The organism is Rhizobium sp. CFBP 13726, from assembly GCF_014841925.1.
GTDB classification, from domain to species: domain Bacteria; phylum Pseudomonadota; class Alphaproteobacteria; order Rhizobiales; family Rhizobiaceae; genus Neorhizobium; species Neorhizobium soli.
Genome location: NZ_JACYUU010000002.1, coordinates 144,560 through 169,157, shown reverse-complemented (window position 1 = coordinate 169,157; position 24,598 = coordinate 144,560). Strand labels below are relative to the sequence as shown.

Genomic DNA, 24,598 nt, shown 5'->3' with positions numbered 1-24,598 from the left:
GCAATGAGTTTGGATAGATTGGTCCCGGCCTGCCCGCACGTCACCCTTAGTTCGCTCGGATTTCCCATGGACTGGAAGACGCGGGAAGTGTGGCGGTGACACGACGCAATCATTGGCCGTGGGAGGCCGCATCACAGCTGACATGAATACAGCTTCGATCGATGCATCCATGTCGGGCTCGGTTTTTCATGCCGAAACCGCTCGTAGCCAGCAGGCTGAGCTACAAGACAGGGAAGGGAGATCCCAAGAGCCTTAGCGTGCAGCTATCGCATCAAATCATGGTCACGCACCGTCGTGGTTTTTCGTCGTGCTATGTCAAGGGTGCTTTGACAACTGGGGCCTTCGGCTGGTAGAGGCGGCGCTTGGCGTTCGCTCGTAAAGCGGTGCGCAAATCCTTGTTCACAATTTCCAAGTCAAACCATTCCGGATCGAAATGACCGCCACACCATCGCAGCGTTTCCTCATGCTCCGGGTCTGATTCATCTGCGATGATTTACAAGAAGCGTTCGTAGCCCGAGGTCCCCCCGACATCTTCAGGTGGACGGGCTCGCGCTCCGTCCAAGCATCTACCAAATTTGGGCACCTTATCTTCAGTGGCAAACGCCTCGATCATTATCGTATGTAGCCACCCGTCACCGGAGTCGTAGAGGTATCTGAACGACGATCCCATCCAGAAGTCGCGAAGATTGACTTCCCCGAAATCGAAAACACGCGACCCATTGTCGAAGTGGTCATCCGTCAAAAGGTCCACGTCGCCAAACCTCAAGCCGCCGATCTGAAACTCATGAAGGTGATAGCTCCACCAAGTGAACGCTGCCTGGATCGAGAAATCGGGCGGTCAAGAGGGCAGGTGGGGCTGTCTGTCCGCTCAGGCGTATCGGTCGAAACCCGAGGGGGTTCGACCATGCCGTGGAGCCACGACGGGCAGCGGTGTATCGCTCCGCGTAGATCGCGAGTCGGCAGTGGACTGCGGCCCGGTCACTCAAGATGGGCTGCCAGATTGAGCGCACAATAGTCGGACCGAGGTCACGCTGTTCTCGACGAAGTTTGGTGCAGGCTGAAGTGCGTTTGCAGGTATCGGTGATAGCACCGCCTCGCTAGACATAGGGTGTCTGACAAACCATTGCTGTGTCGGATCAGCGAAACCTTATCGAATTGAATTCTTTTGCAAAAATGAATCGAGGGTTTTCATAACCAGGTATCGATGGTTTTTACCCTGAGTAACAGGGGGATGATAAGCTAGCTTTCTACTGATCCGGTATGTGCCTCGACGGGACGCCTGAGGGCTGATGCTTACATTTATGTAACAATGGTGGGGAGCCATTGCCGCTCCCTTGGAACTGCCTTAGTTTCCGGCCACATCGTCCACCCCGACATCATCCTAGAATCGAACTCAGGAAAGCGCGCGCTCCGTGTTCCACTCCTTCTTTCCCCGACCAAAACTGTTCTTCATCTCTGCATTCATCTGGTCCATGATCATGGTTGTCCTGTGGTATGCGGGTGGTTCGCAACTCGGCGCTAGTCTCGGTTTGACTGAGCCCGAAGGGAACGCTGCGCCAATAGGGATAGGGCTATTCTTGTCTGCGCCATTCCTCTGGTTTTATGTTTACTATGGCATAGCAGCGGCGATTTTTGCAGCTTTTTGGTTCTGGTTCGAACCACATCCCTGGCAAATGTGGTCGATCCTCGGTAGTGCTTTGATCATATTCGCCACCTATTTCTCAGTGCAGGTGAGCGTGGCTCTGAATGCCTGGTACGGGCCCTATTACGACCTTATTCAACAAGCACTGGCCAAGACGGCGCCGGTCACTACCGAGCAACTCTACACCGGGCTTCTTGGGGTTGTCGGAATCTTATTTCTTGCCGTCACGGTTGGCGTGCTCAACCTTTTCTTTGTCAGCCATTACATTTTCCGATGGCGGACTGCGATGAATCAGTTTTATATGGCTAACTGGGAGAAGCTGAGACATATCGAAGGTGCGTCGCAACGTGTACAGGAAGACACGATGCGGTTTTCATCAACCGTTGAAGGTCTTGGTGTCGGTTTCGTTCGCGCTATCATGACACTCATCGCATTCTTGCCTGTGTTGTTTACATTCTCCGAGACGATTACCGAGTTGCCAATCATCGGCGAGGTTCCGCATGCTTTGGTCTGGGCAGCAGTTCTCTGGTCGCTGTTTGGCACCGGTCTCCTCGCTCTCGTCGGCATCAAGCTTCCGGGGCTTGAGTTTCGAAATCAGCGCGTTGAGGCGGCATATCGCAAGGAGCTGGTTTATGGCGAGGACAACGAGGATAGAGCCCAGCCAGCAACTGTGGCCGAGCTCTTTGCGAATGTCAGAAAGAATTATTTCCGACTTTATTTTCACTACCTCTATTTCAACGTCGCGCGGATTTTCTACCTGCAGGCCGACAATCTCTACGGCCTCGTCGTCCTCATTCCATCGATTGCAGCAGGCAAGGTCACGCTAGGTCTCTTTACCCAGATCGGAAACGTATTCGAACAGGTAAGGGGTTCCTTCCAGTACTTAATCAACTCGTGGACGACTATCGTCGAGCTGATGTCGATTTATAAGCGTCTCAAAGCTTTCGAGGCCGTAATTTACAATGCCCCGCTGCCGGAGATCGACCGGAACTATCTGGTGCGTGAAGCGGAAGGCGGGGAGATGGCGGCGAACAAGCCGACCTGATCGGCTCGAGGCTTCCAGATATTGGACAGCAGTTTTGGCCGCGCCGGGTGACTAGTCCGGCGCGGTTTCTCGTTCAGGGGAAGGGCAGGCGGCGCAATAAGGGTATTTTGTAGTTCAGGCTTCCGCCTGCCGGGACCATTTCCGATGATTTTCGGGGTATAGCCTGCCCGAAAAGCGTCACGGCCATCATCGGAACGGGTTCTTTCGAACCTGTTGGTGATGCCGGTTCGCGAACCCGGTTTCCCGCCCGATGACGCAGGCATTATCGCCCGGCACGATTGCGTGAGGACGAGCGGTTCTCAGAAAAACGATAATCCGTTGGTTTCAAACGGAGATAACGTGCATTAGCGGATTTTTTGTACGCCTTAGGCGACAGCTTTGCGGCGGAACCGCATCTGGTTCAGCGTCCAGCCGGCCAGGCAGCCGATGGCGGCGCCTGCGGCCTTGACCAGTGCATCATCCATATGGGCATGGCGCGAGGGCGACAGGAGCTGCAACATCTCAATGCCGCCAGCACCGATCAGCAGCAGAACCGCGCAGAATATCCACTGGCGCGGATAGGCGACGACGAAGAGCAAGGCCATCACGGCGAAGGCCGCCGCCCGGTCGACATCCACGGGCAGGAGGTCGTGCGGCCGCAGGTCGATCGGCGAGATCGTCACGAAGACGATCGCGGCGAGCGCCAGCCAGGCCAGGGTTCTGAGCGGATTTGCGAGAAGGCGGTTTGTCATCAGGGTGTCATACCGAATTGTGCTGCATTGCGAAAATCGAATCGGTGCCCGCGGTTAACGGCGTCCAGCAGACGGCTACAGGCCGGACGTTGCCTTGGCCTTGCGACGTTCTGCGATCATGGGGATGGCCTGCTTGTAGCTGACGCAGGCGACATCGTCCCTATTGCAGACTTCCGAGACCAGCCGTTCCATCGCCCGCCAATAGGCGCCGCCGTTCATCTCGACGAAATGAAAGCCGAGCTGAACAGGAATGCGGTCACCGTCGTATTCGCGGTCGAAGGCGGCGCGGAATGCGGAATAGGCGCGCTCCTCGAACGTGGACGACTGGCTGGGATTGTCGATGCCGCCGGAATGGCGGATGAACAGGTTGTAGTCCATGGCGATGATCGGTCGCTGCGACGGGCCTTCGGGAATGAGTGGCAGGCCGAAGCGGATCAGCCCGTCCTCCTCTTCCGGCATCATCGGCCCCTTGGTGACAAGGCTCGCATCATAGGTAAAGCCCGCCTTTTTCTCGGCGACAGTCATGCCGGCGCTGGTGGAGAAATAGGGGGCGCGAAAGCCGCTTATGTCGTTGCGAACAAAATCCTTCCAGCCATCGGGTTCGCTGTCTGCTGCCCCGACCGCCGTCCAGGCATTGCCGAGCACGCGCGAGAAGGTCGCCATCTCGGCGCTCCAGTCGGCGGCCGACCAGTCCTTGCCGTCGAAATGGCCGCAGGTATGGCTGGAAATGTCGTGACCTTCCTGATGCGCCTGCCAGATGTGGGAGAGCCGTTCGCGCGCTTCGTCTTTCGTCTGTGCAAAGCCGATATTGGAGCGGCCGGTTTTCTGGCCCGGTCCCTGATAGGTCGACCGCTCGGCGCGGGGGATCAGCAGCGTGCAGGACAGGAAGTAGGTGAAGTGGGCGTTGTTGTTCTTCGCAAACTCGCGGCTGCGCTGCCACAGGTGGTTGGGACCGGCGCCATCGAAGGAGACGATCAGCAACTGTTTCGGCCGCTCGTTTGCGCTCAACGCCGGGGAGGCCAGGCAGAGGCAAAGGGCGGTGGAGGAAAAGAGCAAACGCATGGCAACCCGGTACTGTGTCCAAAGGGGAGAATCGAGGCGAATTTCCCTGCGCCCGGATTAAGGCGAAGCTTTGAATTGGGATATGATAGAAGGGACCAAGGCTCCTTGCATCAACAAGCTTGTTTGAGAATTGCGTGAGGGGCCTTACATCCTTAGCAAAATAAGCTATTAGGCGCTCTTTAGATGGATGGGGCCCCAGCAAGGCCGGAGTGATCATGGCGCAGAACGACGACAGCTTTTTCCGTGAGGTCAACGAAGAACTTCGTTCCGACCAGTTGCAGTATGTGTGGAAGCGCTACAGCCGTATCCTGATCGGCATTGCCGTTCTCGTCGTCGTCGGCACGGCCGCCTGGCGCGGGTACGAATACTGGGAAAACCACGGTTCGTCGCAGTCGGGTGACCGGTTCATCGCGGCGCTCGATCTGGCCTCGAAAGGCAAGAACGACGAAGCGCTGGCAGCGCTGTCTGCGATCGAAAAGGATGGCTCCGGCGCCTATCCGGTTCTCGCCAAGATGCGTGCAGGCTCGGTTCAGGCCGCCAAGGGCGATACCGGGGCAGCCATCTCCACCTTTACAGCGATCGGCGGCGACACTTCAGCGCCGGCCGCAATCCGCGATCTCGCAAAACTGCGCGCCGCATGGCTGCTGATCGACGCCGGCACCTACGATCAGGTGTCTGCACAGGCGCAGGCCATGGCCAACCAGGGCCAGACGCTTGCCAATTCCGCCCGCGAAGCATTGGGTCTTGCCGCCTACAAGGCCGGCAACATGGCGGAAGCCAAGACCTGGTTCCAGCGGATCGCCGAGGATGCCAGTGCGCCGCGCAACGTTGCCAACCGCGCCCAGATCATGCTCGACAACATCGCCGCATCCGGCAAGGCGCCCTGATTTTTCGCCACAGGGCAGCAAGGAACGACTATGAGCTTCACCGTCGCCATCGTAGGACGCCCGAATGTCGGCAAGTCCACGCTCTTCAACCGGCTGGTCGGCAAGAAGCTCGCGCTCGTCGACGATACGCCGGGCGTTACCCGTGACCGCCGCCCGGGCGATGCCAAGCTGATCGACCTCCGGTTCATCATCATCGATACGGCCGGTCTCGAAGAGGTCGGTCCCGATACGCTCGAGGGCCGCATGCGGGCCCAGACCGAGCTCGCCATCGAGGATGCCGACCTGACGCTGTTCGTGGTCGATGCGAAATTCGGTCTGACACCGCTCGACAAGACGTTCGGCGAACTGTTGCGCCGCAGCGGCAAGCCGGTCGTGCTGGTGGCCAACAAATCCGAAGCCAAGGGCTCCGACGGCGGCTTCTACGATGCCTATACGCTGGGTCTCGGCGAGCCGGTGCCGATTTCTGCCGAACACGGCCAGGGCATGATCGACCTGCGCGACGCGATCGTCGAGGCAATCGGCGAAGACCGCGCGTTTCCGGAAGGCGATGACGACGAGGCCGAGACGGATATCGACGTGCGCGACAGCGTGCTGGGCGAAGAGGCCGACGACGAGTTCGAGCCTGCCTATGACGATACGAAGCCGCTGCGGGTAGCCATTATCGGCCGTCCGAATGCCGGCAAGTCGACGCTGATCAATCGCTTTCTGGGTGAAGACAGGCTGCTGACCGGCCCGGAAGCGGGCATTACCCGCGACAGCATTTCCGTCGACTGGGAGTGGCGCGGCCGCACGATCAAGATGTTCGACACGGCCGGCATGCGCAAAAAGGCCCGCGTCCAGGAGAAGCTCGAAAAGCTGTCCGTCGCCGACGCGCTGCGGTCGATCCGCTTTGCCGAGACTGTCGTGATCGTTTTCGATGCGACCATTCCGTTTGAAAAGCAGGACCTGCAGCTGGTCGATCTGGTGCTGCGCGAAGGACGCGCCGCCGTGCTCGCCTTCAACAAGTGGGACCTCGTCGAAGAACCGCAGGCGGTGCTGGCCGAGCTGCGCGAAAAGACCGAGCGGCTGCTGCCGCAGGCGCGCGGCATCCGCGCCGTGCCGATTTCCGGCCAGACCGGTTATTCGCTCGACAAGCTGATGCAGAGCATCATCGACACCGACATGGTGTGGAACAAGCGCATCTCGACGGCCAAGCTCAATCGCTGGCTGGAAGGCACGCAGGTTCAGCATCCGCCACCGGCCGTTTCGGGCCGTCGCCTGAAGCTCAAATACATGACGCAGGTCAAGGCCCGCCCGCCGGCCTTCATGATTTCCTGCACGCGTCCCGATGCCCTGCCGGAAAGCTACATCCGCTATCTGACCAACGGCTTGCGCGCCGATTTCCAGATCCCGGGCGTGCCGATCCGCATTCACTTCAAGGCGGGCGAGAACCCGTTCGAAAACCGCCGCAAGAAGCGATAAACCTGCTCGATGATCGCGTTTAGTGCAGAGCGTCGATCATCAGCAGCACGAGCGATTTCGCCAAATGGTTGAAATATAAGCCAGAACGTGGGCTGAACGCAGCGACCGCTAAGGCGTTTCGCGCTCTGCTTGCATTCGGTTCGTCTTTATGATCCACTCCTTCTTGTCGACCCGGTGCTGTGGAGGGCGTTGGGCGGCCTTTTGGGAGGTTTTTCATGATCGTACTCGGTCTGCTGACTGCCGTGGGTCTTGGTGCTGGTGGTATCGGCTATTTCATCTGGCGCGGATAGGCATCAGCGGGACGTGCCGGTTCGACATGCAGGCTAGCGCATAGAACCCCGGCCACAGCAGCAATATTCGGTTATCGCGCAGTCAGCGCCTTGACGCCCTGTACCTTGAGCACGTTGCCGAGAAACTGTTTCGAGGCGGCTTCCCAGGTGTAACGGCGGGCAAGGCGACTTGCGTCCTCGCGGCGACACGTCAGTGCTTCCAGGCAGGCAAGACGCAGGTCTTCGTTGAGGGCACCGGCGCCTGAGCCCTGTTCGATGATATCGATCGGACCCATGACCGGATAGGCCGCGACCGGGACGCCGCTTGCCAGCGCCTCGAGAATGGTGTTGCCGAACGTATCGGTTCTGGACGGGAAGACGAACACGTCGGCCTGGGCGTAGGCGCGTGCCAGGTCCTCCCCTGTTTTCATTCCCGTGAAAAGCACATGTGGGTAGCGCCGTTGAAGGTCGGCGCGGGCGGGGCCGTCGCCGATCACCACCTTGGAGCCCGGCAGATCGAGATCGAGAAAGGCGGGCAGGTTTTTCTCCACGGCGACTCTGCCGACCGTCATGAAGATCGGGCGAGGCAGGTCGAAAGGATTTGCCTCGAGTGCCAGCGGGTGAAACACCGTCTGATCGATACCGCGGCTCCAGCGCAGAAGATTTTTCACGCCGAGCTTGTGCAGTTCCCGCTCCAGGCTCGCGGTTGCCACCATGCAGCCGTTGCCGGCATTGTGGAACCAGCGGACGAAGCCGTTGAGCAGCCGGATCGGCACCGGAAAGCGGGCGGCCACATATTCCGGAAAACGCGTGTGATAACTGGTGGAGAACGGCATGCCGTTCTTCAGGCACCAGCGGCGGGCAGCAAGTCCGAGCGGTCCTTCCGTTGCAATATGCACGGCGGATGGCTGAGTTCCTTCGATGGCCGCGGCAACGCTGCGGAAGCTTGCGACCGAAAGGCGGATTTCCGGATAGGTCGGGCAGGGGATGCTCGAGAAATCCAAGGGCGTCACCATCGAGACATTGATGCCCATGCCTGCCAGTTCGCGGTTGGTATTTTCGATCGAACGTACGACGCCATTGACCTGCGGATACCAGGCGTCGGTTACAATGGTAATCCTTGTCATGGTTTGACCCGGCCCCGTTGCCATGCCGGAACCGACTCGCGGCTGCCGACCATGTTTTCCGTTCCTTCATCGGAAAATATTGTAACAGGGCGATGAAGACGCGCTCTCAACGTTTGATTGTCGAAGCCGAACGCTGCTCGCAGCACCCCTCAGCAATGGACTTCCGCGGCCGGGATTGGTAGAGCCCCGGCATGCAGTACAGACCAGAAATCGATGGGCTGCGCGCGATCGCCGTCGTTCCCGTCATCCTCTTCCACACCGGTCTCGGGTTAATGCCGGGTGGCTTTGTCGGCGTCGACGTGTTCTTCGTCATCAGCGGCTACCTGATCACCGCGATCATTCTCAACGACCTGGCGAAAGACCGTTTCAGCATCGTCAATTTCTACGAGCGGCGGGTGCGGCGCATCGCGCCGGCGCTGCTTGTGGTGTGCATTGCCTGTCTGCCCTTTGCGGCACTGTGGATGCTGCCATCGGAACTGGACGATTTCGGCAAGGACCTGTTCCACTCGCTGCTGATGGTTTCCAACTTCGAGCTCTGGGACAATACGGGATATTTTTCGCCCAGTACCGAACTGAAGCCGCTGCTGCATACGTGGTCTCTATCGGTGGAAGAGCAGTTCTATCTGGTGTTTCCGGTGCTTCTGTGGATGGTTCGCAAGCAGACGCGGCAGGTGATCTTCCGCATCGTGGCGGTTTTGGCGCTGATCAGCCTGTTTCTGGCATGGCCGGTTTCAAGGGTCGATCCGGTCGCGAATTTCTATCTCCCCTTTACCCGGTTCTGGGAACTTGCCGCAGGCGCGCTTCTGGCGATCGGCGGCATACCGACCCGTTACTCTGAGCGGACCCGATCGGCCCTGGGGCTTGCTGGCCTTATCCTGATCGTCGGCAGTTGCCTGTTCCTGACATCCGAGCTGAAATGGCCGGGACCGGTGACGCTGGCGCCGGTGGTCGGCACGCTTCTCGTGATCGCCTTTGCCGGTCCGGGCAATCTTGCCGGACGGCTGCTTTCGCTTCGGCCGCTGGTGGCGATCGGGCTGATCAGCTACAGCCTCTATCTCTGGCATCAGCCGGTGTTCGCCTTTGCCCGTCTGCGCTCGATGGACATGCTGCCGGGCTGGTCCTACGGGCTGCTGGTGGCGCTCGTGTTTGCGCTGGCAATCGCAAGCTATTTTCTGGTGGAACAGCCGTTCCGGAAGCCGCAGGTCGGCCGTCGCTTGGTGTTTTCCCTCAGCGGGTCCTTAGCGGCGGTGCTGGTGGTGCTCGGCATCGTGACCACCAACGCGCAGGGCTTTCCGGGCCGCGATCCCGTGCTTACAGCCATGGGGGAGCCGAGCCTCGGCATCGGCAAGATCTGCAACGGCGAAGTGCGGCCGGATGTCTGCACGATCGGTCAGGGCCCGGAAATGGCGGTCTGGGGCGATTCGCTGGCGATGCATCTGGTCGACGGGCTGGCGGCGTCCATGCACGATACGCCGTCCGATCAGGGCGAGGGACTGGTGCAGCTTCACAAGAACAGCTGCGCGTTTCCAACCGGAATCGCGCCCATCCCGCTCAACGATTCCGCGTCATGGCCGCTCGACTGCATTCGTCACAACGAGGCGGTAAAGGCCTATCTTGCAAAAACACCCTCGCTGCGCACCGTCGTGCTCGGATCGCAGTACCTGACCTATCTCAGATCTGACCGCCGGGTGATGACGGCGCAAGGCCAGGCGATGCGGACGGATTACGGCCGGATGCTTGCCGAGGTCGAGGCGACCGCCGACTGGCTGCGCTCGGTCGGTCTGAGGCCGGTGTTCATGGCGCCGCCGCCGCGCGATGGTCGCGATATCGGCCGCTGTGTCGTGCGAAGCGCCATGCTGGATGTTGCAGACACGCCCTGCATGATGGAGCGGGACGAACAGCGCGCCCATGATGCCCTCGTGGAGCGGCTGATGGCGGACGTTTCGAAGCGGTTCCCGGTCGTGTCGCTCGAAGATTATCTCTGCGACGAGAAAAGCTGCCGGGTGGTGGATGACGGCGTTTCGCTGTTCCTCGACGACGAGCATTTTTCGCATCTGGGGTCGATCCATCTCGGTAAGACGCTCGATCTCTACGACGCGCTGACGGATGCCGCGCAACACGGTTGCGAGGCTGGCGTGAAGGTGGGCGAGCCGAAAGGGATCTGCCAGCTCAAGCCGACACATCCGGTCGCGGTGGTTCAGCCGGGCAGAAGCTCCGGACTGATCAGCGCGCCGTGATGGCCGATGACGGTGGCGGCGACTGCGGCGCCGTAGGCTGCGGCTTCGTGCGGTGTGGCGCCGCTTAAGTACTTCGACAGGAAGCCGGCGTTGAAACTGTCGCCGGCGCTGGTCGTGTCGACCACCTGGCCGGTGGTGACGGCCGGTGCATGACCGGTCACGCCCGACAGGCTGAAGGTTGCGCCTTCTGCGCCGTTCTTGACCACGACATCCGTGACGCCGAGACCATGGTAGCGGGCGATCGTATCGGCCACCGTGGCATCGCCGAAATAGGTCGCTTCATCGTCGAAGCTTGGGAGAACGATGGTGGCGGCTCCTGCGCCATCCTCGATCGTCTTCAGCATGATGTCCCGGCTCACCCACAGGCGCGGGCGAAGGTTCGGATCGAAGGCGACCGTCTTGCCGGCGGCCTTGGCGCGGCGCAGTTCCGATAAAAGCGTCTCGACCGCTTCCGGTGCCAGGATGCCGAGCGTGATGCCGGAGAAATAGATGATGTCGGCGGTTTCGATTGCCGAGCGCAGGTGCTCGGCGTCGTCTGCGAGCTTGCGCGCGGCAGCGCTGTCGCGCCAGTAGCTGAAGGTGCGCTCGCCATCCTTGAGGGTGATCAGGTAGAGGCCGGGCGTCTTGCCGGGGATGCGGCGGATGAGGCTGGTGCCGATGCCGGCTTTCTCCATCATCCCAAGCATATCCGACGACATCGGATCGTCGCCGACTGCGGTCAGATAGTCCACCGACCAGTCTTTGGAGAGGCAGGCGCGGGCATACCAGGCCGTGTTGAACGTATCGCCGGCGAAGCCCTTGCGCAGCAGGCCTTCACCCGCCTGCGACAGTTCCACCATGCATTCGCCGATCGAAAGAAGCTTTCCGCCCAAGTGTCATCCCTCCCATGGGTTTGACGCTCGAATAAGCTGAAGCGTCCGCCATGACAAGAGCGTGTCGCGCTTCGTTTCCGCGTTGTCTTTTGGTGGCATGGCTCTAGTTTGGGACCAAGGTTGGGATGAGCGATTTTCAAGAAGGAGCATTGTGGAATGGTATTGGAGACCACGAGGGACACCACTCGCAAGGTTGACGGCAACTGGTGGCGCGGTGCGGTGATCTACCAGATCTATCCGCGGTCCTTCCAGGACACGACCGGCGACGGACTGGGCGATATCAAGGGGATTACCCAGCGCCTGCCGCATGTAGCTTCGCTCGGCGTCGATGCGATCTGGCTGTCGCCGTTTTTCACCTCGCCGATGGCCGACATGGGCTATGACGTTTCCGATTACTGCAATGTCGACCCAATGTTCGGCACGCTTGCCGATTTCGACGAGATGATGACAGAGGCCCATCGCCTCGGCCTCAAGGTGATCATCGACCAGGTCATTTCGCATACATCCGACCGGCATCCGTGGTTTATCGAAAGCCGCTCCAGCCGCACCAATCCCAAGGCCGACTGGTATGTCTGGGCCGACCCCAAGCCCGACGGCACGGCTCCGACCAACTGGCTGTCGATCTTCGGCGGACCGGGCTGGGAATGGGACGGTGTGCGCAAGCAGTACTACATGCACAACTTCCTGATCTCGCAGCCGGACCTCAACTTCCACAATCCCGATGTGCAGGACGCGATGCTGGATACGGTGCGCTTCTGGCTCGACCGCGGCGTCGACGGCTTCAGGCTCGATACCGTCAACTACTATTTCCACGACAAGCAACTGCGCAGCAACCCGCCGATGGTCTACGACACCGACGGCGCCGGCATGGAGACGGATACCAATCCGTATTCGATGCAGAACCATCTCTACGACAAGACGCAGCCGGAAAATATCGGCTTTCTGAAGCGGCTGCGGGCGCTGCTCGACAGCTACGACAATCGCGCCTCGGTGGGCGAAGTGGGCGACGGGCCGCGTTCGCTGAACACGCTCGCGCTCTATACGACCGGCGACGACAAGCTGCACATGTGCTACACGTTCGACCTGCTGGGCCCGGCGTTTTCTGCCGCCTATATCCGCAAGGTGATGCAGACCGTGCTTGATACGGTGGTGAACGGCTGGGTGTGCTGGGCGTTTTCCAACCACGACGTGGTGCGTCACGTGACCCGCTTTACCGAGGATCCGTCCGAGCAGGACCGCGTCGCCAAATTGTCCGCAACGTTGATTTCGGTGCTGCGCGGTTCGATCTGCCTCTACCAGGGCGAGGAGCTGGGCTTGAGCGAAGCGGAACTGACTTACGAGGATCTGCGCGACCCCTACGGCATCCGCTTCTGGCCGGCCTTCAAGGGCCGCGACGGATGCCGCACGCCGATGGTGTGGGAAGCGGGCGAGGCCCATGCGGGCTTCAGCGAGGGCGCCAAGACCTGGCTGCCCATTCCGGCCGATCACGCCAGCCGTTCGGTGGATGCGCAGGAGGCAATGCCGGATTCGGTGCTGCAGCACTACCGCGAAACCTTCGCCTTCCGCAAAAACCACCATGCGCTGATCGACGGCGACATGACGTTTATCGAGACCAACCAGGACCTGCTCGCCTTCGTTCGCGAAAAGGGCGGTGAGAAGCTGCTGTTCGTGTTCAACCTGACCCGCGAGCCGCAAAACTTCGTGCTGCCCAAGCGGATGGGCGACGTGATGCCGGTCGATCTTCCGGGGTTTGTGTCGAAGCTGGAAGCGGGTGCCGTGAAGCTCGATGCGCTGGATGTGTTCTGCGCGCGGGTGTGATGGCGTAGGTGTGAGTGGGATGGGAGGGGGAGGCAATCTTCCCCTCTTTCCTGTGATTGCCACAGGAATTTTGCCGACGCGTCGGTAGGGCGACGACGGTTCTTTCAGCCCAAGGACTTGGGCTGGCTGGGTTCCTGTGACGAGCACAGGAATGAGGGAGCGTAGGGGACTGTTGGCGCAAAACTATCGGCGCCGGTGCCTGTTGATTGGTGCGGGGAGCAAGACGTCTTGGGTGGTTCAACGCCCGTTGATCCCGCACCGCTTTCCCTGATCAGATCTCCTCGATCCGTCGGTCGTCTTCGGGGAGGATCGAGAGTTCGCGCCAGTCGATTTCCTCGAGCAGGAGATTGTATTCGTCGACGTTCAACTCGTAGGAAGCGCGGAGGTTTTCGAGTTCGGTGCGTTGTCCGGCGATGAAGAGAAGCACCAGCCGGCGGTAGGTGTCCATCGAGGCAGCACGGTCCGGGTCGTCGAAGGCCTGGTGTTCCATCGTGAGCTTCGCGCGCAGTTTTTCGGCTTCTGTTCCCGTCTCGCCGTCGAGGCGGCCGATGCCTGCCTTGACGACGCGGCGGCGCATCTCAGACAGTTCCTGCGCGCTGGTATGGCGCCAGTCGAGGCCGAGCCAGCGGATCAGCGGTGACAGCGTCAGGCCCTGCAGGACGAGCGTGGCGATGACGACGGCGAAGGCGGTCAGCACGACCATGTCGCGTTCCGGGAAATCGGCGGGAAGCGCGTAGGCCGTGGCAAGGGAGAGGAGGCCGCGCATGCCGCACCAGGAGGCGAGAATCGCCTGCCTGGTCGATGCCGGTTCCTCGCGTCCGTCGCGACGGGCTCGCCAGGCTTCGATGCGGTTATAGGCAAGGCAGAGCGCGAAGCGGGTGGCGATGACGATGGCGACGATCACGGCGGAAAACAACAGAGCTTCGGCGAAATGGCCGACCTCCATGTCCGCATAGATGTCGCGCACCTGCATGCCCATCAGCAGGAAGGCGACGACGTTGAGGACGAAGACGACGACCGTCCAGACCGCATAGGACTGCACCCGCATGCGCGCCGACGACAGGCTTTCGCTGGTGCTGGCGATCGTCATGGCGAAGGTGACGATGGCGAGCACCGCAGACAGTTCCAGATGTTCGGCGAGGATCCACAGAAGGAAGGTCTGGACGAATTGCAGGAGATTGCCACCAAGCGTGCCTGTGACGTAGGCCGACAGGCGGCGGATCACCAGCGCCGCGACCCAGCCGAGCAGGATGCCGCCGGGAACGGCAAGAACGAGATGGGTCGTTACTTCGCGATCAAGCCCGCCGGCCGACTGGACCGCAAGGGCTGCTCCAAAGATCAGAAGTGCTGCCGCATCGTTGACAGGCTTTCGCCGCGCAGGATGGCATCGGTGGTGCGCGGCACCGACATGGTGGAGAGGACGGCGGTGGAGGCGGCGGCGTCCGGCGGCGCGACGATGGCGCCGAGCACGATGGCGGCCGCAATCGGCAGGCCGGCCATCACATAGCCGGCGACCGCGACCGTCGCCGTGGTGACGACGACGCCGCCCAGCGCAAAGACCACAAGCGGCAACCAGAAGCGCCTGGCGGTATTCAGCGGGAAATCGAAGGCGGCATCGAGCAAGGCCGGCGCGATAAACAGCGCCAGCGCGATCTCCGGATCGAGCGCGAAGTAAGGCGCGCCCGGCACCAGCGCCACCGCGACGCCTGCCAGCGCCAGCATCGACGGATAGGGCACGGAGAGCCGCCGCGACACCTGCAACAGCACGATCGCGACCAGCATCAGGATGAGCAGGCTTTCGAAAAAGGTCATGGGGGTGGCGTCATTCGCTGCAGGGGTGATCGACCGGGTGCGTCACAGCGCATCCGTCGATGCATCATGTAGGGCAGGCGGACGAAAGGGAAAACGGTTTTCGGGCGGGGTGAGGGTGATGGCGGGTCCGCGTGGGAAGCGGGATTTGGGCGATGCCACGTCCAAGGTCTGTTTCGAACGGCATTGCTCCGGGTTGCGGGACGCGATATCTGCTGGGGCAAGGGCTTTGCATCGATCCAGCCAGATGGAGATGCAGGGCCGGCAGCGCTCAACAGGTGATGGACCGATGGCCCGCAAGAACAGAGACGAACCGGCTTCGTGGGACGAGGCTGCGCCGGAGCCCGTGTATTGTCCGATGTGCGAGCGGGTGATCCCGGAGGATCAGCAGGAAAAGCATTATCTTGTCCCCAAGAGCAAGGGCGGCAAGGAAACGGTTTGCCTGCACCGGATCTGTCACGACCAGATCCATGTGAATTTGACGGATGCCCAGCTCGCCAAGAAGTTCTCGACGATCGAGGCTATCCTTGAAGACCCGGCGATACGGACATTCGTTGCCTGGGTGAAAACAAAACCTCCGGGGTATGCGGCTCCGCCGAAGGAGCCGCGACAGGGCCGGGGACGCGGGCCGAAAGCATAGAGTCAGACGATGGCCCGGGCTGATACCGGACGCCATCAAGTGTGCGCTGGGCGTAGATGTTCGCGAAGTCCGCCGACGCCGTTGTTCCCTTCCTTGGATCGTCTGCGCACAGGTTCCTCCGGAAAAACAGACGGTTACCCTTAAGGTCTTAATCCAGACTATCTACGACCGGGGCAAAAGTAAGGGATTTTCATGAGCAGAATTATTTTGGTCGTTTTGGTTGTTCTCATCGCAGCAACCGGGTTTATCGGGCAGCGCTGGTACAGCTACGTGTCGAACACGAGTTCGGCGTATGACGAGGTCGGTATCGAGATCAACAGCCGTCTGCCGGGACCGTTGAACAAATGGGGCTGCGACAAGCTGCATGCGACGTTCGGCGAGGTGCCGCCGCCCTATGGCTGCGTGAGCGCCGACGGGACGTCCTGGCGCTGAGTGGACGGGCCTGACTTTGCCTGGATGGTGAGGGCAGCCTCGTTTTCACATCGTTACAAAGAAAAAAGCCCGCGATCGCTCGCGGGCTTTTTTGATGCTTGAAGGGCTGATGTTCCGATCTCAGTCGAAATGCAGCTCGCGTTCGCCGTTTTCGTCGCGGATGCAGGTCTGCAGGCCGATCTTGTTCAAGATGTTGAGGAAAGGCTTTGGCGCCAGTTCTTCGACGTTTGCCATCTTCTTCACATCCCATTCACCTGATGCCACCAGCATGGCGGCGGCGACCGGGGGAACGCCCGCGGTATAGCTGATGCCCTGGGAGCCCACTTCGTTATAGGCTTCCTTGTGGTCGGCGACGTTGTAGATGAACACCGTGCGTTCCTTGCCGTCCTTGATGCCCTTCACGAAATCGCCGATGCAGGTCTTGCCTTCGTATTCCGGCGCGAGCGACGACGGGTCGGGCAGGCAGGCCTTGACGACCTTGAGCGGCACGACTTCGGAACCGTCGGCAAGCTTGACCGGCTGCTCCGAGAGAAGGCCGATCGACTTCAGGACGGTGAAGACGTTGATGTAGTGATCGCCAAAGCCCATCCAGAAGCGCACGTCGGCGCCATCCATGTTCTTTGCCAGCGAATGCACTTCGTCATGGCCGCAGAGATAGGCGCGGCGGGTGCCGACGACCGGCAGGTCGTAGTCCTTGCCGATTTCGAACATCTTGTTGACGGTCCATTCGCCGCCCTGCCAGGCGTAGACGACACCGGTGAATTCGCGGAAGTTGATTTCCGGATCGAAGTTGGTGGCGAAATACTTGCCGTGGCTGCCGGCATTGATGTCGACGATGTCGACATCGGTGACCTTGTCGAGATAGTCATCCTTGGCAAGGCGGGCATAGGCGTTGACGACGCCCGGATCAAAGCCTGCGCCGAGGATGGCGGTGATGCCCTTTTCCTCGCATTCCTGCGCACGCTTCCACTCGTAGTTTCCGTACCACGGCGGGGTTTCGCAGATCTTGTTCGGCTCTTCGTGGATGGCGGTGTCGATATAGGCGACGCCGGTATCCATGCAGGCGCGCAGCACCGACATGTTGAGGAAGGCGGTGCCGACGTTGATGACGATCTGGCTGCCGGTCGCCTTGATGAGGGCTTTGGTGGCTTCGATGTCGAGGGCGTCGAGGGCGTGGGCTTCGAGCTTGCCTTCTACCTTCATCGCCTTCTTGTCGTGGACCGAGGCGATGATGGCGTCACATTTCGACTTGGTGCGGGAGGCGATATGGATATCGCCGAGCACGTCGTTGTTCTGGGCGCATTTGTGCGCCACGACCTGGGCGACGCCACCGGCGCCGATGATGAGTACGTTCTTTTTCATGGTGGGGACGAGTTCCTTCAAGTCCAATCGTCAGAAGCCGCTGAGCTTTGTGCTCAGGATAGGCTTTGTTCGTAGTCCGCGTAGCCGAACTCGCGGACCGTCCTGAGGCTGCCATCCAGTTCACGGATGGCGATTGCCGGCATTTGCACGCCGTTAAACCAGTTTTTCTTGACCATCGTGTAGCCGGCGGCATCCTGGAAGGAAATGCGGTCGCCAACTTTCAGTTCATTCGGAAAATCGAACTCGCCGAAAATATCCCCGGCAAGACAGGACTTGCCGCAGACCATGGCACGATAAGGCCCCTGGTTTGGATGAACCTTTGCGTTTTCACGGTAGATCAGGAGATCCAGCAGGTGCGCTTCGATGGAGCTATCCACCACGACAAGGTTCTTGCCGTTGTAAAGGGTATCGAGGACGGTGGTTTCCAGCGTCGTCGAGCGGGTGATCGAGGCTTCGCCGGGTTCGAGATAGACCTGGACGCCGTATTCGCCGGAGAAGCGCTTGAGGCGCTCGGCAAACAGGTCGACCGGGTAATCGTCGCCGGTGAAATGGATGCCGCCGCCGAGGCTGACCCATTCGGCCTTCTTCAGCAGGGGGCCGAACTTCTGCTCGATTTCGCCGAGCATGCGATCAAACAGCGAGAAGTCGCCGTTTTCGCAGTTGTTGTGGATCATGAAGCCGGAGATCAGGTCCATGACCGGCTCGACCTGTTTCTGGTCCCATTCGCCCAGCCGCGAGAAAGGGCGGGCGGGATCGGCGAGATCGAAGGTGGACGAGGAGACGCCGGGGTTGAGGCGCAGGCCGCGGGTAATGCCCGACGACTGGCTCTCGAAACGCTGCAACTGGCCGATCGAGTTGAAGATGATCTTGTCGGCATGCGAAACGACCTCGTCGATCTCGTAATCCGCATAGGCCACTGAATAGGCGTGGGTTTCCTTGCCGAAGCGCTCGTGGCCAAGGCGGACTTCGTTGAGCGACGAGGACGTGGTGCCGTCCATATAGTCGCGCATGAAATCGAATACCGACCATGTGGCAAAGCATTTCAGCGCCAGCAATGCCTTGGCGCCCGACGTCTCGCGGACAGCAGCGATCCTCTCCATGTTGCGGAGAAGTTTCGACTTGTCGATGAGGTAGTAGGGTGTCTGGAGCATATCGTGCGGTCGGCCTCGTGACGGTCCTGGGAAAGCGTATGGCGCCTATTGCCTCAGGCGGCTGTCATCTTCAAGACCCGAGGGGCAAGAATGTCGAAAGGGTCGCGGTTTGGCGGCCCTTTTGACAGAGACAGAGACGGTCCCGTTTGCCTCGCGTCAGGCTGCAGGCGGCATCTTCGCAAAGCGCGCGAGGGCCGGGTCGAGGTGGTCCCATGGCTGGGCCGCGTCGGTCCACGTGATGATCTGCGGCCGATATTGGTCCGGTGCGTCGAGGCTTGCTGCGCGGATGACAAACATGTCCGGCATGGCCGGAAAGGTCATGGAGACGGGCGCGCCGCAGGTTGGGCAAAAGGCGCGTCTTTTCACGGTGCCGCCATCGCCTGTTGCTTCCCAGTGACTCGGCTGGCCCTCGATCGTCACCGTCGCTCCGACGAAGACGAGATTGGAAGTGTGGCCGGTGCCGCTTTCGCGCTGGCACTGACGGCATTGACAATCGACCATGGCGACGGGTTCGCCGGTGACGGTGTAACGGACGGCGCCGCAGGTGCAGCCGCCGGTAAAGGGTTCATGCATGGACGCTGCTCCATTTCTGGTTGCCGGTGCCTGAGGCTCGCGCCGGGGCGGGGTGTGGTCGCTAGAGGATCTCAGGCGGGAACGATGGCTTCGTATTCCTCGCGCAGGCGAAGCCATGCGGGCCAGAAGGCGGCAGGATTTTTGCCCGCTGCCTTGACCTCGAGGATGTCGAGGTGGGCATGCCAGCCGGCGCCGACCATGACCATGTTTCGACGGTCGGAAATGCGGCGGTGGGTGAGGGTCAGAAGAACATCCTTGCCGACGGCCTGCAGTTCGATCGAGACCTCGCCTGAAGGTGGCCAGGAGAAAACCACCCGGTGGGGTGCTTCGAAGGCGATCATCTCGCTCTGCATGCGCTGTTCTTCGGGAAAGCCTTCCGGGCGGCCGGCGGAATCATCGCTGAGTTCATCATTGCGCCAGACGAGCTCGAACGTGCCGCCCGGCTGGCTCGGCATCGTGCCGGACGCAAGCCACTGGCGGCGCAGATCGCTGTCGGTGACATAGTCCCAGATGCGTTCGATCGGCCCTGGTAGCTTGCGCTGGATCGTCAGGGCGAGGGGTTCTGTCATGAAGGCGTGCCTGCTCAACGATGTCATGTCGGTCATTGATCGTCTCCCGGTTTGCTGTGCGGTTTTCCTTCGGCTTTGGTGGTGGCCTCGCCTTGCGGGCCGGTGGTCTTGATCGCATCGTCCTCGCGCAACAGCCGGTCGAGCGTGTCGAGGCGGGCGGTCCAGAAGCGTTCGTAGAAGGCCAGCCATTCGTGGGCGGCGGCGAGCGGGCCTGGCGATAGGCGGCAGAGATGCGTACGGCCCTGGATTTCGCGGCGGACGAGGCCAGCGGTTTCCAGAACCTTGATGTGTTTCGAAGCGGCGGCGAGCGACATGGCGTAGGGCGCTGCCAGTTGCCCGACTGTCTGCTCGCTGGCAGCCAGCGTCATCAGCATCTGCCGGCGCGTGGCGTCGCTGAGGGCCTGGAAAACCGTGTCGATCTGATGTTCGCTAAATTCAACCATATGGTTTAACATATGCGTCCTGCAGGCATTGTCAACCGTTTTGTTGAATGTCGAGATTTGGCTTTTATCAGGAGTTGCAAAAGCGAGGCGGAATCATATTCTGCAGGCGCGGAGCGGATGCAGGGGCAGCCATTTGCAGACGTTCTCTCTCACTTGTCATCAACCGAGGTCAGCCATGAGCAGCAGCTACATCACCACCAGCGACGGCACGCAGATCTATTACAAGGATTGGGGCAGCAAGGACGCCCAGCCGATTGTCTTCCATCACGGATGGCCGCTTTCGTCCGACGATTGGGACGCCCAGATGCTGTTCTTCCTCGACCAGGGTTACCGCGTGATCGCGCATGACCGTCGCGGGCACGGCCGCTCCAGCCAGACCGATACCGGCAACGAGATGGATACCTATGCGGCAGACGTTGCCGAACTGGCGGCGCATCTGGACCTCAAGGAAGCCATCCATGTAGGTCACTCGACGGGTGGCGGCGAGGTCACGCGCTATGTCGCGAAATTCGGCCAGCCGCAGGGTCGCGTTGCCAAGGCCGTGCTGATCGGTGCGGTGCCGCCTGTCATGGTGCAGAGCGACAGCAATCCGGGCGGCCTGCCGCTGTCTGTGTTCGACGGATTTCGCACCGCACAGGCGGCCAACCGGGCGCAGTTCTTCCTCGATATCCCGACCGGACCGTTCTACGGCTACAACCGCGACGGTGCTGAGGTTTCCGAGGGCGTCATCCGCAACTGGTGGCGTCAGGGCATGATGGGCGGCACAAAGTCGCATTACGATTGCATCAAGGCGTTTTCCGAAACCGACTTCACGGAAGACCTCAAGGCGATCGACCTGCCGGTTCTCGTCATGCATGGCGACGACGACCAGATCGTGCCGATCGCCGATTCGGCGATGCTGTCATCCAAGCTTTTGAAGAACGGCACGCTCAAGGTCTACGAAGGTCTGCCGCATGGCATGGCGACGACGCATGCCGACGTCATCAACGCGGATCTCCTGGCCTTCTTCAAGGCATAGTCAAAACAGAAATGGCTCGTCGCGAGACGAGCCATTTCCAGAGATTTCATCGGTTTCAAAAAATCTTACAAAGCAAATTTCAAAAAGAAAAAATGCTACCAGCCATGCCGGCAACGCTGTGTGGATGCGTTCTGACCCGCCGCGTCATGCAGCGGACAAGATTTCAGGCGGCTGCAGATTTCGTCTCAGCCGGGATGCAGTAGATGTTTTCAAGCGTCGACAGGACCTTGAGAACCGAGTCCGCGGAACTCGAATAATAGATCGTCTGCGCATCGCGGCGCGTCTTCACCAATTTCTGCGCGCGCAGCTTGGACAAGTGCTGTGACAGTGCAGACTGGCTCAGGCCAACTTGAGTAGCCAGTGCCCCCACAGCTACTTCGCCCTTGACCAGGCAGCACAAAATCATCAGCCGCTTTGGATTTGCCATCGCAGACAGCAAATTCGCTGCTGCATTCGAGTGGTCTGAAAGTGGCATCGTTTCCATCATATCTCTATCCCCTCTTCCTGAGCATGCCGTGCTCCGGTAATGCCGTAGTCCCTGGAACTGACTAAACCAGCAGACATCAAAGTTGTATATCCCTAGATTTTGGGTAGTCGACTACACTGTTTTAGACATATTGAAAATATACTGGGACGCGTGCTCGGGGGACGATTGCAACGTCCTGAACTCATGTCTCAGCAATGTGTCTCCGGCGATCAGATCTAGCCCGGCGCTATCTGCACCGACGAACCGCCATTGACCAGCATTCTTTGCGCCGAGCCGTGCGGCAAGGCTGTTCGCTTCGTCCGTCAACTCTCTGATATCGCGCGAGAAATTACTCCATTCCTCGCCGCTTCCAGGGTTCGCGATGACAAGGTCGCTGCCATCCAAGACATAGGCCCTGCCAAAGCCGCCGTTGAGCGAGGCCGACTGCGGAACAAGGCGAAAAAAGTAGAAATCCGGAAAATCGATATAGAGTTTTGCTTTCGGATGACGGTCCAGAAACCGCTGGCGGATGCGCAGATGGACGGGACTATCTCTTTCCACTTTTTCCGCAATGCACTGAACGGTGATTCGCGGGTGGGCGAGCGGATCGCCCTTGCCGGTCTCGCCGGCGAGGACAGAACAGCGGGGATCGCCTGCCAATCCCTTCGTATGACCCGACAGCGCCGATACGAGAATCACCGGCACGCCATCAAGATCGGTTCCGGTCAGCACGCGGCTTGCGGAGGGAAAACCGCTTGTGGGATCAAGCACCGCAAGCGCCATGTGACGGGCGCCGCGCACCAGCATCCGCGCAAGGTGGCGTGCCTCCTCATCCGTGTCGCGCAACACGCTTTGATCTTTCGAAGGTTCCTGCGCAGAGGTCGGTGGAAGAGCCTGTCTCACCGTCATTGCGCCCTGCAGCTCGTCGGCCAAAATATTCACCAGTTCTAAATTTCAAATCTCTATAACAGCAGATCATTAACAAACGAGTGTCAGTCCGCCTTGATTTGCATCAAGTCCGGCGTCGGTGGCGTGTCAGACCTGCAATCACGTCGTCAGCCGTAATCGCGCCGACGACGGCGCCGTTATCGACGACCGCGATCGATCCCCTCTGTCGGGCCAGCGCATCCATGATGTCGACCAGTGGCGTGGTGCTCCTCGCTGTTGCCGACACCGGCGGCGCCCCGGCATCGGCGGTTACGCCTTGCCGCATCACGTCGCCCGCGGTGAGCAGGCTGATCGGGTTCATGTGCTGGACGAAATCGGCGACATACTGGTTTGCGGGTGCCTGGACGATCTGCTGCGGGGTGCCGCACTGGACGATACGGCCGCCTTCCATGATGGCGATGCGGTTGCCGATGCGGAAAGCCTCGTCGAGGTCGTGGCTGACGAACAGGATGGTCTTTTTCAGGCGGCGCTGGAATTCCAGCAGCTCGTCCTGAAGGCGGGTGCGGATCAACGGATCGAGCGCCGAAAACGGTTCGTCCATCAGCAGGATCGGCGCGCCGGTGGCAAAGGCGCGGGCAAGGCCGACACGCTGCTGCATGCCGCCGGAGAGTTCACCCACCTTGCGATCCGCCCACTGGCTGAGGTTGACGAGTTCCAGCTGCTCGTCGACGCGCTTGCGCCGCTCCGGTTCGGCGACGCCGGCAAGTTCAAGCCCGAAGCCGACATTGTCGGCGACGGTACGCCACGGCAGCAGCGCGAACTGCTGGAAGACCATCGAAACCGTGTGCATCCGAAGATCGCGCAAGGTGCGGGTGCCGGCCTTGTAGGGATCGACCGGGCCGGACGGGGTGGCGACGCTGACCGCGCCGCGCACGACCGGCGCCAGACCGTTGACGGCGCGCAGGAGCGTCGACTTGCCCGAGCCGGACAGGCCCATCAGCACGAGGATTTCGCCTTCGCGCACCGACAGCGTGGCATCGGCGACACCGAGCACGATCCCGGTTTCTTCCGAGATCTGGTCGCGCGTCATGCCCTGGTCGAGCAGTTTGACAGCCCGTTCCGGGTTGTTGCCGAAGATGATATCGACCTTCGAGAAGGTGACGGCGGCAGGCGCTGTCCGGTTCATCGCGTCGGTCATGACTTGCCTCCCGGTTCTGCCGTTCTGAACATGCGGTCGAGAATGATCGCCAGGATGACGATGCAGAAGCCGGCATCAAAGCCGCGGGCGATGTTGACGGTGTTGAGCGCGCGCACGACCGGTACGCCGAGACCGGGGGCACCGACAAGCGCTGCGATTACCACCATCGACAAAGACAGCATGATTGTCTGGGTAAGGCCTGCCATGATCTGCGGCATTGCGTAAGGGAGCTCGATCTTGCGCAGGACCTGCGACGGCGTCGCGCCGAAGGCGACGGCTGCTTCGGTCAGAGATCCGGGCGTCGAGATGATGCCGAGGCGGGTGAGGCGGACCGGGGCGGGGATAGCGAAGATGACGGTTGCGATGAGGCCCGGCACCATGCCGAGGCCGAACAGAATGAGCGCCGGGATGAGATAGACGAAGGTGGGAATGGTCTGCATCAGGTCGAGGATCGGCCGCAGGATCTCGTAGAGCCAGGGGCGACGGGCGGCAGCGATTCCGATCGGAATGCCGACCGCCATGCAGACGGCGGTGGCTGCAAGCACCAGCGCCAGCGTCTCCGTCGTCTCCTTCCAGTAGCCCTGGTTATAGATCAGCAACAGACCGATTGCGGTGAAGGCTGATATCGAGACGGATCGTCTCAGCCAGAAGGCGAGCGCCGTTACGATGGCGATCAGCACGAAGGGGTTCGGCCCCTGCAGCACGTACAGGATCGCATCGATGACCGCCGACAGCACGGTGGCGAGCCAGTTGAAGAACCAGTCGGCATTGGTGGTCAGCCAGTCGACCGCATCTTTCGCCCAGTTTCCAAGGCGGATCTTGCCGGTGGAATCCACAAGCCAGTTCGGGAGCGAGTTGGTTAGCCAGTTCACGTCGCGTGCCTGCCTCGTCTGGAAGG

Annotated in this window: 22 protein-coding genes and 1 pseudogene; 8 read left to right on the top strand and 15 right to left on the bottom strand. The window is 60.6% G+C overall.

Annotated elements, in window-relative coordinates:
* Nucleotides 1-493 precede the first annotated feature (493 nt).
* Nucleotides 494-823: a plasmid pRiA4b ORF-3 family protein gene (locus tag IFT66_RS23830; RefSeq protein WP_342344771.1), complete on the bottom strand. Its 330-nt coding sequence runs from the start codon at nucleotides 821-823 to the stop codon at nucleotides 494-496.
* 589 nt (nucleotides 824-1,412) lie between these two features.
* On the opposite strand from IFT66_RS23830, the gene sbmA reads away from it, so the two are divergent.
* Nucleotides 1,413-2,687 (top strand): peptide antibiotic transporter SbmA, encoded by a 1,275-nt coding sequence (gene sbmA, locus IFT66_RS07825; RefSeq protein ID WP_192077246.1) that lies wholly within the window; start codon nucleotides 1,413-1,415, stop codon nucleotides 2,685-2,687.
* 365 nt (nucleotides 2,688-3,052) lie between these two features.
* Here the strand turns inward: sbmA and IFT66_RS07820 are convergent, their stop codons facing one another.
* Entirely contained in the window at nucleotides 3,053-3,418 is a 366-nt protein-coding gene (locus tag IFT66_RS07820; protein WP_192077245.1) for a VanZ family protein, read from the bottom strand.
* Nucleotides 3,419-3,493: 75 nt separating this feature from the next.
* A complete protein-coding gene (locus IFT66_RS07815; protein ID WP_192077244.1) occupies nucleotides 3,494-4,480 on the bottom strand; it encodes a polysaccharide deacetylase in 987 nt (328 codons plus the stop codon).
* A 215-nt stretch (nucleotides 4,481-4,695) separates the two neighbouring features.
* Here IFT66_RS07815 and IFT66_RS07810 point away from each other — a divergent pair, with 215 nt between their 5' ends.
* Complete coding sequence (locus IFT66_RS07810) at nucleotides 4,696-5,367, top strand: tetratricopeptide repeat protein (RefSeq protein ID WP_192077243.1); 672 nt, start codon at nucleotides 4,696-4,698, stop codon at nucleotides 5,365-5,367.
* Between the two features lie 30 nt (nucleotides 5,368-5,397).
* The gene (gene der, locus IFT66_RS07805) at nucleotides 5,398-6,828 is read left to right on the top strand and encodes a ribosome biogenesis GTPase Der (protein WP_062455575.1); all 1,431 of its coding nucleotides are present in this window, start codon (nucleotides 5,398-5,400) and stop codon (nucleotides 6,826-6,828) included.
* A 361-nt stretch (nucleotides 6,829-7,189) separates the two neighbouring features.
* Here der and IFT66_RS07800 read toward each other — a convergent pair whose 3' ends face one another.
* On the bottom strand, nucleotides 7,190-8,224 hold the full coding sequence (locus IFT66_RS07800) for a glycosyltransferase family 4 protein (protein ID WP_192077242.1): 1,035 nt from the start codon (nucleotides 8,222-8,224) through the stop codon (nucleotides 7,190-7,192).
* A 191-nt stretch (nucleotides 8,225-8,415) separates the two neighbouring features.
* Between IFT66_RS07800 and IFT66_RS07795 the strand changes: the two genes are divergently transcribed.
* A complete protein-coding gene (locus IFT66_RS07795; protein WP_192077241.1) occupies nucleotides 8,416-10,461 on the top strand; it encodes an acyltransferase family protein in 2,046 nt (681 codons plus the stop codon).
* On the opposite strand, the gene IFT66_RS07790 is transcribed toward IFT66_RS07795, so the two are convergent.
* Nucleotides 10,422-11,333, bottom strand: a complete 912-nt coding sequence (locus IFT66_RS07790; protein ID WP_192077240.1) for a sugar kinase — start codon at nucleotides 11,331-11,333, stop codon at nucleotides 10,422-10,424. The two genes, IFT66_RS07795 and IFT66_RS07790, sit on opposite strands and share 40 nt — an antisense overlap.
* A 156-nt stretch (nucleotides 11,334-11,489) precedes the next feature.
* On the opposite strand from IFT66_RS07790, the gene bglA reads away from it, so the two are divergent.
* Nucleotides 11,490-13,151 (top strand): beta-galactosidase BglA, encoded by a 1,662-nt coding sequence (gene bglA / locus IFT66_RS07785; RefSeq protein ID WP_174196391.1) that lies wholly within the window; start codon nucleotides 11,490-11,492, stop codon nucleotides 13,149-13,151.
* 271 nt (nucleotides 13,152-13,422) lie between these two features.
* On the opposite strand, the pseudogene IFT66_RS07780 reads toward bglA, so the two are convergent.
* A pseudogene (locus IFT66_RS07780) lies at nucleotides 13,423-14,873 on the bottom strand (cation:proton antiporter).
* A 376-nt stretch (nucleotides 14,874-15,249) separates the two neighbouring features.
* On the opposite strand from IFT66_RS07780, the gene IFT66_RS07775 reads away from it, so the two are divergent.
* Both IFT66_RS07775 and IFT66_RS07770 read left to right on the top strand, forming a co-directional pair.
* Nucleotides 15,250-15,600 (top strand): restriction endonuclease, encoded by a 351-nt coding sequence (locus IFT66_RS07775; protein ID WP_092661059.1) that lies wholly within the window; start codon nucleotides 15,250-15,252, stop codon nucleotides 15,598-15,600.
* A 192-nt stretch (nucleotides 15,601-15,792) separates the two neighbouring features.
* Complete coding sequence (locus IFT66_RS07770) at nucleotides 15,793-16,032, top strand: hypothetical protein (RefSeq protein WP_192077239.1); 240 nt, start codon at nucleotides 15,793-15,795, stop codon at nucleotides 16,030-16,032.
* Nucleotides 16,033-16,152: 120 nt separating this feature from the next.
* Here the strand turns inward: IFT66_RS07770 and IFT66_RS07765 are convergent, their stop codons facing one another.
* The 5 genes from IFT66_RS07765 to IFT66_RS07745 all read right to left on the bottom strand — a co-directional run bounded on the left by IFT66_RS07765 (nucleotide 16,153) and on the right by IFT66_RS07745 (nucleotide 20,130).
* Complete coding sequence (locus IFT66_RS07765) at nucleotides 16,153-17,394, bottom strand: saccharopine dehydrogenase family protein (protein WP_113110775.1); 1,242 nt, start codon at nucleotides 17,392-17,394, stop codon at nucleotides 16,153-16,155.
* Nucleotides 17,395-17,447: 53 nt separating this feature from the next.
* Entirely contained in the window at nucleotides 17,448-18,545 is a 1,098-nt protein-coding gene (locus tag IFT66_RS07760; RefSeq protein ID WP_062455601.1) for a carboxynorspermidine decarboxylase, read from the bottom strand.
* A 156-nt stretch (nucleotides 18,546-18,701) separates the two neighbouring features.
* Complete coding sequence (locus IFT66_RS07755) at nucleotides 18,702-19,118, bottom strand: GFA family protein (protein ID WP_062455604.1); 417 nt, start codon at nucleotides 19,116-19,118, stop codon at nucleotides 18,702-18,704.
* A gap of 71 nt (nucleotides 19,119-19,189) precedes the next feature.
* Complete coding sequence (locus IFT66_RS07750; RefSeq protein ID WP_062455606.1) at nucleotides 19,190-19,723, bottom strand: SRPBCC family protein; 534 nt, start codon at nucleotides 19,721-19,723, stop codon at nucleotides 19,190-19,192.
* The gene (locus IFT66_RS07745; RefSeq protein WP_113110773.1) at nucleotides 19,720-20,130 is read right to left on the bottom strand and encodes an ArsR/SmtB family transcription factor; all 411 of its coding nucleotides are present in this window, start codon (nucleotides 20,128-20,130) and stop codon (nucleotides 19,720-19,722) included. Before IFT66_RS07745 ends, IFT66_RS07750 begins: the two co-directional genes overlap by 4 nt.
* Nucleotides 20,131-20,305: 175 nt before the next feature.
* Between IFT66_RS07745 and IFT66_RS07740 the strand changes: the two genes are divergently transcribed.
* Nucleotides 20,306-21,148, top strand: a complete 843-nt coding sequence (locus IFT66_RS07740) for an alpha/beta fold hydrolase (protein WP_192077238.1) — start codon at nucleotides 20,306-20,308, stop codon at nucleotides 21,146-21,148.
* Nucleotides 21,149-21,311: 163 nt separating this feature from the next.
* On the opposite strand, the gene IFT66_RS07735 is transcribed toward IFT66_RS07740, so the two are convergent.
* The 4 genes from IFT66_RS07735 to choW form a co-directional block, all read right to left on the bottom strand.
* Complete coding sequence (locus tag IFT66_RS07735) at nucleotides 21,312-21,632, bottom strand: ArsR/SmtB family transcription factor (protein ID WP_062457893.1); 321 nt, start codon at nucleotides 21,630-21,632, stop codon at nucleotides 21,312-21,314.
* A 114-nt stretch (nucleotides 21,633-21,746) separates the two neighbouring features.
* Complete coding sequence (locus IFT66_RS07730) at nucleotides 21,747-22,523, bottom strand: HugZ family pyridoxamine 5'-phosphate oxidase (protein ID WP_184653903.1); 777 nt, start codon at nucleotides 22,521-22,523, stop codon at nucleotides 21,747-21,749.
* Nucleotides 22,524-22,626: 103 nt separating this feature from the next.
* Nucleotides 22,627-23,700, bottom strand: a complete 1,074-nt coding sequence (choV, locus tag IFT66_RS07725) for a choline ABC transporter ATP-binding protein (protein WP_249406394.1) — start codon at nucleotides 23,698-23,700, stop codon at nucleotides 22,627-22,629.
* Nucleotides 23,697-24,572 carry a choline ABC transporter permease subunit gene (gene choW, locus IFT66_RS07720; RefSeq protein WP_062455618.1) on the bottom strand — a complete coding sequence of 292 codons (876 nt, stop codon included), beginning with the start codon at nucleotides 24,570-24,572 and terminating at the stop codon, nucleotides 23,697-23,699. The genes choV and choW overlap by 4 nt, the downstream gene beginning before the upstream one ends.
* Nucleotides 24,573-24,598: the final 26 nt, after the last annotated feature.

Excerpts from the sequence above, each read along its gene's own strand:
- IFT66_RS07820 (WP_192077245.1), bottom strand. The coding sequence starts at position 3,418 with ATGACAAACCGCCTTCTCGCAAATCCGCTCAGAACCCTGGCCTGGCTG.
- IFT66_RS07815 (WP_192077244.1), bottom strand. The coding sequence starts at position 4,480 with ATGCGTTTGCTCTTTTCCTCCACCGCCCTTTGCCTCTGCCTGGCCTCC.
- IFT66_RS07810 (WP_192077243.1), top strand. The coding sequence starts at position 4,696 with ATGGCGCAGAACGACGACAGCTTTTTCCGTGAGGTCAACGAAGAACTT.
- der (WP_062455575.1), top strand. The coding sequence starts at position 5,398 with ATGAGCTTCACCGTCGCCATCGTAGGACGCCCGAATGTCGGCAAGTCC.
- IFT66_RS07800 (WP_192077242.1), bottom strand. The coding sequence starts at position 8,224 with ATGACAAGGATTACCATTGTAACCGACGCCTGGTATCCGCAGGTCAAT.
- IFT66_RS07795 (WP_192077241.1), top strand. The coding sequence starts at position 8,416 with ATGCAGTACAGACCAGAAATCGATGGGCTGCGCGCGATCGCCGTCGTT.
- bglA (WP_174196391.1), top strand. The coding sequence starts at position 11,490 with ATGGTATTGGAGACCACGAGGGACACCACTCGCAAGGTTGACGGCAAC.
- IFT66_RS07775 (WP_092661059.1), top strand. The coding sequence starts at position 15,250 with ATGGCCCGCAAGAACAGAGACGAACCGGCTTCGTGGGACGAGGCTGCG.
- IFT66_RS07770 (WP_192077239.1), top strand. The coding sequence starts at position 15,793 with ATGAGCAGAATTATTTTGGTCGTTTTGGTTGTTCTCATCGCAGCAACC.
- IFT66_RS07765 (WP_113110775.1), bottom strand. The coding sequence starts at position 17,394 with ATGAAAAAGAACGTACTCATCATCGGCGCCGGTGGCGTCGCCCAGGTC.
- IFT66_RS07760 (WP_062455601.1), bottom strand. The coding sequence starts at position 18,545 with ATGCTCCAGACACCCTACTACCTCATCGACAAGTCGAAACTTCTCCGC.
- IFT66_RS07755 (WP_062455604.1), bottom strand. The coding sequence starts at position 19,118 with ATGCATGAACCCTTTACCGGCGGCTGCACCTGCGGCGCCGTCCGTTAC.
- IFT66_RS07750 (WP_062455606.1), bottom strand. The coding sequence starts at position 19,723 with ATGACCGACATGACATCGTTGAGCAGGCACGCCTTCATGACAGAACCC.
- IFT66_RS07745 (WP_113110773.1), bottom strand. The coding sequence starts at position 20,130 with ATGGTTGAATTTAGCGAACATCAGATCGACACGGTTTTCCAGGCCCTC.
- IFT66_RS07740 (WP_192077238.1), top strand. The coding sequence starts at position 20,306 with ATGAGCAGCAGCTACATCACCACCAGCGACGGCACGCAGATCTATTAC.
- IFT66_RS07735 (WP_062457893.1), bottom strand. The coding sequence starts at position 21,632 with ATGGAAACGATGCCACTTTCAGACCACTCGAATGCAGCAGCGAATTTG.
- IFT66_RS07730 (WP_184653903.1), bottom strand. The coding sequence starts at position 22,523 with ATGACGGTGAGACAGGCTCTTCCACCGACCTCTGCGCAGGAACCTTCG.
- choV (WP_249406394.1), bottom strand. The coding sequence starts at position 23,700 with ATGACCGACGCGATGAACCGGACAGCGCCTGCCGCCGTCACCTTCTCG.